This window comes from Melioribacter sp. (assembly GCF_049325435.1).
Classification (GTDB): domain Bacteria; phylum Bacteroidota; class Ignavibacteria; order Ignavibacteriales; family Melioribacteraceae; genus Melioribacter; species Melioribacter roseus.
Map to the genome: position 1 here is coordinate 76,836 of NZ_JBMOLD010000007.1, position 11,270 is coordinate 88,105.

Sequence of the window (11,270 nt, forward strand, 5' to 3'; positions counted from 1 at the left end):
AAACTTTATGATACTTCAACTTCTTTCGGTTTACTCATAAAATGAATGAACACATTTTCCAGTGACGGCGTAATTAATCTTTTATCAATTTCTGTGATATTGTTTTCGTCGAATAATTTTTTGATTACAGCATAATCGTTGTCGTAATTTGGAACAGCAACATTTAGTCTATCGCCGTACATCTGCACTTCAAACTCTGTTGATGATTTGATAGCGTTATAAGCTTCTCTAATCGGGCTGCAAACAATTTCAATCACTTGCATATTCATTGAATCCTTTACATTCTTTGGTGTGTCGCAGCTTATAATTTTTCCTTTATCCATCAAGGCAACACGGTTACATCTTTCAGCTTCGTCGAGATAGGGCGTTGTCATAAAAATTGTAATTCCATCTTTCAAAAGATTTGATAGAATTTTCCAGAAATCCCTTCTTGATACCGGATCTACGCCGGTGGTTGGTTCATCAAGGAAAATAATCTTGGGTTTATGAATAAGTGTGCAAGCAAGAGCTAATTTTTGTTTCATTCCTCCCGAAAGTTTGTCGGCAAGACGATCTCTGAAAGGAGTTAATCTTGTAAATTCAAGTAATTCATTTCGTCTTTCTTTATAATTTTTAACACCGTGTATGTCAGCAAAGAATTCAATATTCTCATCAATCGACAGATCACCATAAAGTGAAAATCTCTGCGATAAATATCCAATCTCATCTTTGATGAGATTTTTTTGTGTTAATAAATCATATCCTAAAACTTCAGCATTCCCGGAATCTGGATTAAGCAAACCAACCAGCATTCTCATAGTAGAAGTTTTGCCGGCTCCATCGGGACCGACCAATCCAAACATTTCGCCTCGATTAACTTCATAGCTTACACCATCAACTGCTATAACTGAACCGTAGCTTTTTTTCAAACCGTTTATTTTTATAATAGCATCCATTTTATTAACTCATATCTGATTTATAAATAAACTTTAGCATCTGCTGGCATACCAGGTTTTAAGTCAAAATTTTTATTATCAACAGAAATCTTTACAGCAAAAACAAGCTTAGTTCTTTCATCCTTCGTCTGAACATTTTTTGGTGTGAATTCTGCTTCCGGTGAAATGTAGGTTACTTTACCTACATATTTTCTATCCGGATAAGTATCAATTGTAACTTCAGCTTTTTCTCCGAGTTTTATTTTTCCCAGTTCGACTTCAGACACATAGATGACTAAATCAACGGTCGTCAAGTTCGATACTTTGAAAAGCGAAGACATTGGAGTAACAGTTTCTCCCGGCTCAACAAATCTTTTTACGATAAAACCGCTCAATGGAGAAGTTACATAACTATCGCGTATATTCTTTTTAAGAAGGTCAACCGAAGCTTTGGCTTTTCTAAGATTACCTTTTGCCTGTTCAATTTCTTCGGGCCTGAAAATCTTTTTTACTTTTTGATAGTTTTCTTTAGCAGAATTGTATTGTGCTAATGCAACTTCATATCTCGCTGTCATATCTTCAAATTGTTTTTTAGATATTGATTTAGTTTCCCAGAGCTGTTTGTATCTTTCAAAATCTGCTTTGGCGGTGTTAAAATTGATTTCGCTTTGTTTCAGCATTTCTTCTGCTTGTTTAATGTCTTCACTTCTTGCACCTTTAAGCATCAAATCGAGTTGAGCCTGTGCAATCTGCTCTGCAGCTAATGCTTGTTCTAATTGGTAATCGAGTGCTTCTCTGTCTATGATAAGAACTGTATCGCCAGCATTAACCCGACTGCCTTCATCAAATAAAATTGATTTTACCTCACCGGCTGTTCTTGAACTTACGATAATGTTAGTTGATTCGATTGTGCCTGTAGCTTCGATGAAAGTATCATTATTTTTACTATTGCAACCCGCAATAAGTAATACTGATACAAAGATGATTGTTATTTTAATTGCTTCCATTTTTTATCCTTTTATTAATTAATAATTGTCTTCCTTTTTTTGTTAGAATACCATTTAATAGTATTTCAAAAGCAGTTTCATATATTTTTTGATATTCAATCTGTTCGTAATTTTTTTTCAGCCGAGTAATTTCCCCAAGTGATGTAGTAAATACTTTTATAATGATTTCATCACCAATATCATTAACTAATTTTTTCTTCCTTCCAACTCTCAGTAAAAGTTTTATTAGTGGAATAACCCGTTCATTTCTAAAAGTGATCAGTTCATTTGCTAATTCTGGATGATAATGCTTCAGCTGTAGCATTGATACATTATTGAACAAAACAAGATGCTCTTGAATCATTTTTGATAGTTCAACAAATTTTTCTACAATATTTGATTGCGCTTGAATATTTGTCACAATAACACTATAAGCATAGTCGAGCTTTCCTAAGTAGAACTTTCTAACTAACTCTTCTTTTGTAGGGAAACTTTTATAGATAGTTTTCTTGCTGATGTGCAGCTCATTTGCAAGCTCATCCATAGAAAACTTTTCAAATCCATTTCTGCTAAGCTTCTCATCAAGTAGATTTATAAGCTTCTCCTCGATTTTGCTTCTGGTAAGCTGATTTTTAGTATTTCTCATTAAATTATGTTTGTTATCGTACGCTAACATAATAATCAAAAAAAATATAAAGTTATGTTTTCTTAAAAATTAATTCATCTAAAGATTTAATAGCATTTTTACCTCTTTGTGACAAAAAAGAGGCAAAATTATTCAACCGCCATTCTAAAACAATCATTCTTATCATCCCTAAAATTATCGTCAATAAATCCTGGGTATCAATATCAACTATTTCATTTTTTGATTTACCTTCTTCAATTATAGTGGCTAACAGATTTCTTCTTTTTTGAATAATAAATAAAAGACGATTCCGCAGTACTTCACTTTTATCGAACATATCCTCAGCAAATAAAATTGATGTCATTTCGCGGTTTTTTTCTAGGAAATCGACATGAAATTGAACAAAGTGCTTAATTTTATTTTGAGCAGTTTTTTTTGTCAATATTTCTTTTCCAAGCAAATGATCAAAATCCAGCATTCTGTTTAATATGCCAAGTATAATATCCTCTTTGTTGAGAAAATGACGGTAAATTGCTGGTTCGCTAATTTTTACTTTCTTTGCGAGTTCCCTGATTGAGAAAGATTGATACCCTTCAGCGTGAATGATTTTGATTGCTTCATCAATAATCATTTCTTGTCTTTGCTCTGTACTTAAACGCGGCATTTTTTTACTTCCATAAATTAGTTATCGTACACTAACAAACATAATAAGTTTTCATATTCTTGTCAAGAGAATTTTTATTTATTTTTTCTTTAATTAATAGTAGTGTTTTTAATCACAAAGAGTTGATAATATTTTTTAAAACAATTGCATTATTGTGCTTTTCATCTTTTGCTGAATAAAGAAGCGTTACAATACCGTTTTCTTTTTCCAGTGCTTTAATTTGTTTCATAATTTCTTTTTTCCCTTCAAGTTCCCTTTTATACTTTTCCCTGAATGAATTCCATTTTGCAGGATCGTGAGAAAACCATTTTCTCAACTCATCGCTTGGGGCAATTTCTTTTAACCACATATTAATTTTAGCTTCATCCTTTGATATACCTCTTGGCCAAAGTCTATCAACCAGAATTCTATAGCCATCTTCTTTTTCGGGTTTTTCATAAACTCTTTTTACTTTGATTGTCATTGTGAGGCTCTTGTTTGTATGAATTAATTTAGTTATTCAACATCGTTACTATATACCCATAGTAATCATTCTAAGTTTGATTATCAATATGTGGATTTCGATCATTTGGAATCGTTATTGGTATCTCTCCGAGATATTGATATAGCTCGGGATATTTTTTCCTGTAATAATGAAGTAATTTTAATTATCTTGGCAGTTAGTTCTATTGTAGTTTTTCATCTGAATTACTTTCTCTTAATTAACAAATCTCTTTAACTATATTACTTTTATCAACATTTAATTTGTCGAGTATTTTTTCCACCAATTCAATCATTGGAGCGGGACCACATATGTAAAAATACTGATTAAAATTTTCTACTACAGATTTAAGGAATTCTTCTGTAATAAATCCATTATAATATTTTTGGGATTCTTGATGGGATAGAATATTTATGAAGTTTTTACCAAGCATTGCTTCGAATTCATCCTTTAGAATTATGTCTGCTTCTGTTTTGTTTGCAAATATCAGCTTATTATTTCCAATTTTATTTTTGGAATTAAGCTCTCTCAAAATTGCAATAAATGGTGTTACGCCTGCACCACCGGCAATAAAAACACCTTCACCTTTATAGTTAATCGTGCCCCAGGGTTCACCAATAATTAGTTCATCTGCAACATTTTGTTTACCGATTTCCTTTGTTACTCCATTATGACCATCATATATTTTTATAATAAATTCAAAATAATCCCATTCATTCAGCGAAGTAAAAGTAAACGACCTCTTTTGATCAACATAGCCTGGTTTGTTAATTGCAACATCAGTAGCTTGCCCCGGTGTGAATTTATAATCGGCAGGTTTCTCAATTTTTAATGCTTTCACATCGTGAGTAACATTTTTTATATCAAGAATTTTGACTTTGTATTCTTTCATTTTCCCTCCTTTAAATCTTATTTCAATTTGCTGAACTCTGATAGATTGAAATTCCAAAGATGAACAGGCAAACAACTTTAATTATTTCAAGCACTACATAAACAAAATGAATATTCGATTCCGGTACATTTTGCCCTGTGATATACAATTCTGCTCTTGCGTCTAAAATGGGGAGAAGCCAGAAAGTTTGTAAGATGAGAATCAACAAGGGGATATAATACGCGAGGTTGCTCAGCGATAACAAATTCGATTTTGCAAAAATTAAATTAAGGATTATAACAAAAGCCAGTACCCATTCAACTTTATTCAATGCATTGAATACAAGCCTTCCAATTCCAAGCCCTAATGGCAATGTAATTCCATGTGCTCTGAATTTTAGCCAGGCTTCCATAAAACTTATTGCACCTACAAATCCAATCCAGATGAAAGTGGCTGCTAAAGCATATGGATATTTTACTCGATAAATCATAATTATAATTCCTTTCGGATTGATTCGAGATATCTCTTGCAATTATTTTTAATTGACGAGTAAAGTTATTTTAAATTCTTATATTAGTCTATCCTATGAGTTTCTTTCTCATTATAAATGGTTTAATATGTAATCCAGTTTCTGCTCTCTTTCCGCAATAAAATAATATGTTTTTCTCTAATTGCTGTTTTTAATAATCTTCCAAGGAAGCCAACAAATGTAATTTTCTTTAATATTCAAGTGCTAACCATCCAATTGCGAGATGTTTGCCGAGACTAACAACTTCACCCAAAACCTTTGGCCAATATGATTTTTTAAGTTTACCAAATATTTCCGCATAAACATTTTCAGCTGCCAATCTACCCTGTTGAAGAGCAAATTGTGCTGCAGCCGGCACAGGTTTGCCTGTTACTGGATTTATGGCATTGGCACTATCACCTATGGCATAAATATATTTGTTTCCTTCAGCCTGTAAATATTCGTTAACAATTACTCTACCTGCGGGACCGGTCTTTAAACCGCCTCGCTTTAATAAATCCGATACTCTTATTCCGCCCGTCCAGAAAAATTTATTTGTTTGAATTACTTTCCCATCTTCGAGATACACTTCATTTTCTGTTCGTTTAATTATTTTAGAATTTAGTAAAATCTTTATGTCTTTTTCGATTAATCTCTCTTTTATTTTTTCGGAAAATTCTTCATCCATAAAAGGCACTAATCGATTTGCAGCTTCGATAAGTATAACCTCTAAATATTTTTTGTTGATATTAAAATCTGAAAGGCACTTCGAAGTATGTTCTGCCAGCTCGGCAGCCAATTCGACACCCGATAATCCACCGCCTCCAATAACGAAACGAAGATTTTCTTTCCGTTTCTTCTCATCTTTTTCAGAAGCAGATAGTGCACACATTTTGGAAATATGCTCATAAATGTTATTGGCGTCATATAAAGTTTGCAGCGGGAAAGAATGTTCTTTCATTCCGGGTATATTGTAATAATTTACTTTGCTGCCAATTGCAATAATTAAAAAATGAAATTGGAGCGTGCGATTGTCAATCGAAACGATTTTATTTTCGACATCAATACTATTTACTTCGCCTAAATGAAAATGTATTTTGCGGTTTTTCAAAATCTTATAAAGAGGAATTGAAACTTCGGCTTTGCGAACAGCTGCTTCGTGCAACTGAGTTTTAATAGTGTGATATGGATTTTTGTCAATAAGATGAACACTGAAGAAAGGATGTTTTTTTAATAACCGTTCAAGACGAAGAGCAGCAGTTATTCCGCCATAACCTGCACCGATTACGACGATATTTTTTATTAAGGAACTGTCTTCAGAACTTTCAGGGGTAATTTTATCAATTGATCTTTTTGTTTCAAAATACTTAGGAATAAGTTCATTGAATGTTTTGCGGAAGAACTGTCTTGCAATTATATGATCATTGCCTTTGTATTGAATCAACATAAAATCATCTAAAAATTTCTCAATATTTTCTTTCAGCTTATTGTCCATCACATTTATAAATTTAAATCTGGTAACTAAAAACAGGATTTTAACTCTTCCAGATGTCAGAATCGAAATTATGAGTTGCTCTAATTGCATCCATCGGGCAAATCAGAACGCATTTAAATTCCTCAAAGCCTTCACATCTATTGCATAAATCTGTTACAATAAAAAAATGTTCATTCGAAATTGGTTTATAGAATTTTTCTTTTACTTCATAACTTATTCCGGGTTCATAAATAGCTTCTGTTGGGCACTCGACAGCACAAGCGCTGCAGTTTATACAATCGTCAGTAATTATCATTGACATCAAAACTTCTCTCCTTTGGCTTCACGGTATTGACTACCAACAGCTCTAATTCTTCCCCATATTGAATAGAAAAATAAAATCATCGCCAGTACCTGAAAAATCGAGAATATGACAATTGCAACATTAACCCACTGTATATAATAATAAGCTCCAACAACTTGAAAAATAAATCTTAATAAAGTTGATAATGTCATCATCCAGTAAGTAATCCAGATCAAGGTAGGATTATATTTTTTATCATTTTTTTCTGGACGGGGGAAAAACCAGAGAGCAACACCCATAATCATCATCATTACAGAACCAACGAGAATAATATGAGTGTGAGCAGAGATTAATTCCTGAGAATAAATTGCGATAGGAAAATACTTTACTAAAGAGATATAAATTCCCGTTATAATTCCAATGACAAGAAAAATTATACTTGTTTTAATAAAATACCTTACTGTTGTAAACATAAGTTCTCCTTTATATATCCAGTTCTTCTCTTGCTTCGTTTGACATTCTATCCGGTGTCCATGCAGGTTCCCAAATAAGATCTACATTAACTTTTTTAGAAGGGGCATAATTCGAAATTATATTTTTTACCCCGTCAATCATGCTATTATGCATTGGACAACCTGGTGTTGTTAGTGTCATTTTGACTATAATATCATGTTCAGTAATATTTATATCATATATCAAGCCGAGGTCTACAATGTTAATTCCAATTTCCGGATCAATTACATGCTTTAATAAATTTAGTATTTTTTCTTTTTCTTCCATTATTATTAACTCCTGAATATTTTTATCATATTCGTAGCAAAAATCAAAGAGCTTATAAACATTAATGTAAAAGAAAACAACAAAAGAAAATTTAGTTGAAAGGTAAGAGAAACTACTGTACAAATTAGACTGATTATCATCAGAAAGTATTGTATTAATGCGTATTTTTCACTGAACATATCTTTCAGGAGTGGAACTTTTTCAACGCCTACTTTGCTACTATATTTATGATACCAGACTAAAAAGGGGACTATCTTATACATTTGACCGACTATTAACATTGATATGTAACCTAAAATAATAAGATAGCCGTATATTAATGTAAAATTGACAACGCTCTCATAATTTATAAAGTTCATAATAAACCCTAATATGATTGTGAGCCCTAAGATGGTATATGCAAATATGGAATATTTAATTCCAATATCAAATTTCTTCCTTATTCTGTTCTTTAGAATATCTTGTACCTGAAGCAGAAATAAAAATAAACCGAGGGAAATAAATGACACCAAAATATAATTAACCATTGTTGTTTTACTATAATGAATGACAGTTGATATGCCTAATAAGCCTGCGTTAATAAGAATAAGTGCATATTTTGCTAACTTTAACTTATAATTATGCGAAAGTGTGAACATTGGTATTAATTTCAAAGTAACCCCAATGACAACCATAGTGACCCAACCGATAGAAGCAACGTGTGCATGTAGATTTAAGTACTGAAGGTGATTAATTTTTATATAAGGATGATCTAAATTAATTGCTAATAACAATCCAGCTATTGCAGTAACAAAAAGATAAAATAGAGCCCACGTTAGATAAGTGCCAGTTAAATTCCATTTTTGTACGGTTCTCATTGTAGCGATTAAATTATAAATGAAAATAAAGATGGAGAGATTAATTAATAAAGCCGGAACAGTAAAACTAATAAATGAATTAAAATACCAGAATTTATAAGCCAGTCCCATTATTCCGATAAGATAAATCCAGAATTGTATCTCGGATAATTTTGGACTGAATAGTTTTACTTCTAAAATTACTGGCACCAGCTGGAACATTGCACCAAAAATTATCATGGTAATCCAGCCCAGCGTTGCAATATGAGTGAGCGAAAGTATTTTGGGCTGGAAATGGTAACCAGAGATATCTTTATAATTTAACATGAACAAAATATTAAGTAAAATAAAAGCGATTATTCCGGAAATAAAATACTTTGCAACTATTTTAAATGGTGGAGAATATGAAGATGCCATATTGCTTGTAATATTCATATTAACTTCTTTTCTTCGTTATAATTACATTATAGTAGTTTTCTTCAATTTTATTTGAAATTGCTTCATATCCTCTTTCCTCAAGTTTCGGATATAGCATCATAGGTTCGCGATGGTGATGAACGATTAAAACTGTATCATTATCAATTTGTGACAAAGTCTCGAGTATTTTCATCATAGGTTCGGGTGGTGTTAGTTCTCTTACATCTATCTCAACTACGTTTTTATAATCAATTTTTTGTAAGGATAATTTTTGCTCAGGAGGACTATTTGAAGTATCCGCAAATTTTTCTTTATAAAAATATACTTTGAATAGTTCATTTTCTTTGATTGTCCAGTGCTTAAAACCTTTCTTCTTCAGAACAGAATAGAGCGGGATTGGTTCAAAAGAATTTATAAGCAGAAGTATTTCTCCTTCACTGAGTTCTTTAATCTTAGCCATTATATCATTAAAGGGATCTTTACCTGAATCAATTATTGGGCGAACATCGAGAGTCTTGATATGCATTGAATCAAGTTTTTTAATGAAATCGGGTTGACTATTTGGTTTTTCCTTTAATTGAAGTTCCTCTGTTTGCAAATCAATTGGTTCAAATGATTTATTGATCGATTTATTTAACTCAAATAAAAGAGTTGTTAAATCAACATTCGCGATTTTAGCCGCCTGTTCAATTGTAACTCTACTTGCAAGTGCCTTTCTCAAGAACTTATTTTCCAATTTTTTAAAATGCGGACTCATGTTCAGAAACACAGCAAGTGTTTGAGGATATTTTGAAAGTATTTCCGATATTTTCATCTCTTTGGTTATCATCAAGTCGATACTCATTACTGAGATAAGAGAATAATTATTTTTTAAATATGTTAACCCGCCAAACTGTAGGATACTTTTCAATAGGTTCCCAATTAAACTGGTTTGGTCTTTCAGCATTAAACTGGTAGAATAATGGAATTGGGTCGTGGTCGTTTATTAATTGAAACCCTTCGCCACTTTTAAGTGAATCAAAAGTTGCAAATATAGTTGGATGTTTTTCTCTCGGTGGAATAGGTCGAATATCTAATTCTTTTATTTTCATTTTTTACTCCTTCAATGTTTTTGAATCCTTGTAAGTAAAGAATAAAAATTATAATGAATGATAAGTTTGACTTAAGTCAGTTTTTTTTAGATGATAGCTTATTTGTAAGAAGCAATTAGCGGATAATTTATCTTGCAAGTTCTTTCAATCTTTTTAAGTCAGTAACAATAATAATTTTACCCTTAACTTTTATTATTCCTTCAGCCTGGAGCTTCCGGAAGGTTCTTGATAGAGTTTCTGTAATTGTGCCAAGATACAAAGCTATCGTAGTTTTAGGAACGGAGAGTTTAACAAATGGTTCTGGATAATTTTCTGTACCTGAAGTTTTCAACTCCTTTAGTAAAAATTTTGCCAGTCGGTTAGGTACTTCTTTTAAGGTTACATCTTCGAGTTGATTAACTAACGATTTTAACCTTTTAGCATAACCAGCGAGCATTTTTAAAGCCAGTTGAGGTTCGCTTCTGATTATTTCGAGAAATTTATCTTTGGGGATTAAAATGGCGATACTTTCTTCAAGTGCTTCGGCACTAACTGGATAATTACCACCTTCAAATAATGGTATATCTGCAAATACATTCAAGGGTTTTACTATGTGTATGACTGTCTCTTTGCCATCAGATGCAATTTTAAATACTTTTACTACTCCTTTTAATAATATATAAAAACCATTGTAGTGGTCGCCTTCATTGAAAAGAATTTGGTGCTTTGAAAATTTATATAATTTGCTTATGGAAGAAATATTTCTGAGCTGTTCTATGCTCAATTCAGCAAATAATGGAATTCCCCTTAATGTATTCTTTTTTTCGATCTCTTTCTTTTCCATTGTAAATAACGATTTCTAAATATTAATAATCGGGTGTATCATATTATGAATTTGTAATGAAATTTAATAGTCGACCTGATAAGACATTATTTAATTTAACAAATCTAATCAGAATACTTTGAAAAAATATTCAATTACTCGATAGAAGAAGACACATAGCCAGATGGTTCACAATTAATTTTGAATATCAATAAATCTTCTAGCAGATAATTACCAGTGTTTATCTTGGAAGAAGCGTGCGGCACAGAATCTCAAATCAAAATTTGTGTATTAATTGTAATATTAGGACTGCAAATTTTATGCTCTCATTGCTAGTCTAATATTCTTTAACATAAATTTTTGCAGATATTTGTTAATTTATAATCATATAGGCAAAAAGTCAAATTTAGTTGAAATTATTTCAGAGAGACTCCGCATAAATTAAGCAACCTTTGTTTGATTTAATCCTAATTCTGTTTTTAATGCATCTCTAAGTAAGTATAATTTTTTATAATTG

General features: G+C 31.7%; 15 protein-coding genes. All 15 read right to left on the reverse strand.

Features of this window, described 5'->3' with window-relative positions:
- Nucleotides 1-5: 5 nt before the first annotated feature.
- The 15 genes from ACOYVE_RS05145 to ACOYVE_RS05215 all read right to left on the reverse strand — a co-directional run bounded on the left by ACOYVE_RS05145 (nt 6) and on the right by ACOYVE_RS05215 (nt 10,774).
- Complete coding sequence (locus ACOYVE_RS05145) at nt 6-935, reverse strand: ABC transporter ATP-binding protein (protein WP_422881118.1); 930 nt, start codon at nt 933-935, stop codon at nt 6-8.
- Between the two features lie 20 nt (nt 936-955).
- Nucleotides 956-1,921 carry an HlyD family secretion protein gene (locus tag ACOYVE_RS05150; RefSeq protein ID WP_422881119.1) on the reverse strand — a complete coding sequence of 322 codons (966 nt, stop codon included), beginning with the start codon at nt 1,919-1,921 and terminating at the stop codon, nt 956-958.
- Nucleotides 1,908-2,546 (reverse strand): TetR/AcrR family transcriptional regulator, encoded by a 639-nt coding sequence (locus ACOYVE_RS05155; RefSeq protein WP_422881120.1) that lies wholly within the window; start codon nt 2,544-2,546, stop codon nt 1,908-1,910. The genes ACOYVE_RS05150 and ACOYVE_RS05155 overlap by 14 nt, the downstream gene beginning before the upstream one ends.
- A 52-nt stretch (nt 2,547-2,598) precedes the next feature.
- Nucleotides 2,599-3,189, reverse strand: a complete 591-nt coding sequence (locus ACOYVE_RS05160; protein WP_422881122.1) for a TetR/AcrR family transcriptional regulator — start codon at nt 3,187-3,189, stop codon at nt 2,599-2,601.
- A 112-nt stretch (nt 3,190-3,301) separates the two neighbouring features.
- Nucleotides 3,302-3,652 (reverse strand): DUF488 domain-containing protein, encoded by a 351-nt coding sequence (locus tag ACOYVE_RS05165; protein WP_422881124.1) that lies wholly within the window; start codon nt 3,650-3,652, stop codon nt 3,302-3,304.
- A gap of 238 nt (nt 3,653-3,890) precedes the next feature.
- Nucleotides 3,891-4,562, reverse strand: a complete 672-nt coding sequence (locus ACOYVE_RS05170) for an FAD-binding oxidoreductase (protein WP_422881126.1) — start codon at nt 4,560-4,562, stop codon at nt 3,891-3,893.
- A 22-nt stretch (nt 4,563-4,584) separates the two neighbouring features.
- A complete protein-coding gene (locus ACOYVE_RS05175) occupies nt 4,585-5,031 on the reverse strand; it encodes a hypothetical protein (RefSeq protein ID WP_422881127.1) in 447 nt (148 codons plus the stop codon).
- A 229-nt stretch (nt 5,032-5,260) separates the two neighbouring features.
- On the reverse strand, nt 5,261-6,634 hold the full coding sequence (locus ACOYVE_RS05180) for an NAD(P)/FAD-dependent oxidoreductase (RefSeq protein ID WP_422881128.1): 1,374 nt from the start codon (nt 6,632-6,634) through the stop codon (nt 5,261-5,263).
- A complete protein-coding gene (locus ACOYVE_RS05185; RefSeq protein ID WP_422881129.1) occupies nt 6,585-6,845 on the reverse strand; it encodes a 4Fe-4S binding protein in 261 nt (86 codons plus the stop codon). The genes ACOYVE_RS05180 and ACOYVE_RS05185 overlap by 50 nt, the downstream gene beginning before the upstream one ends.
- Nucleotides 6,845-7,300 carry a cbb3-type cytochrome c oxidase subunit I gene (locus ACOYVE_RS05190; protein ID WP_422881131.1) on the reverse strand — a complete coding sequence of 152 codons (456 nt, stop codon included), beginning with the start codon at nt 7,298-7,300 and terminating at the stop codon, nt 6,845-6,847. The genes ACOYVE_RS05185 and ACOYVE_RS05190 overlap by 1 nt, the downstream gene beginning before the upstream one ends.
- Nucleotides 7,301-7,310: 10 nt before the next feature.
- On the reverse strand, nt 7,311-7,607 hold the full coding sequence (locus ACOYVE_RS05195) for a metal-sulfur cluster assembly factor (RefSeq protein ID WP_422881133.1): 297 nt from the start codon (nt 7,605-7,607) through the stop codon (nt 7,311-7,313).
- A 5-nt stretch (nt 7,608-7,612) separates the two neighbouring features.
- A complete protein-coding gene (locus ACOYVE_RS05200) occupies nt 7,613-8,878 on the reverse strand; it encodes a hypothetical protein (protein WP_422881134.1) in 1,266 nt (421 codons plus the stop codon).
- A gap of 1 nt (nt 8,879) precedes the next feature.
- A complete protein-coding gene (locus ACOYVE_RS05205; protein ID WP_422881141.1) occupies nt 8,880-9,689 on the reverse strand; it encodes a DUF2249 domain-containing protein in 810 nt (269 codons plus the stop codon).
- Between the two features lie 34 nt (nt 9,690-9,723).
- On the reverse strand, nt 9,724-9,951 hold the full coding sequence (locus ACOYVE_RS05210; RefSeq protein WP_422881136.1) for a DUF2249 domain-containing protein: 228 nt from the start codon (nt 9,949-9,951) through the stop codon (nt 9,724-9,726).
- A gap of 127 nt (nt 9,952-10,078) precedes the next feature.
- Complete coding sequence (locus ACOYVE_RS05215) at nt 10,079-10,774, reverse strand: Crp/Fnr family transcriptional regulator (RefSeq protein ID WP_422881138.1); 696 nt, start codon at nt 10,772-10,774, stop codon at nt 10,079-10,081.
- Nucleotides 10,775-11,270 lie beyond the last annotated feature (496 nt).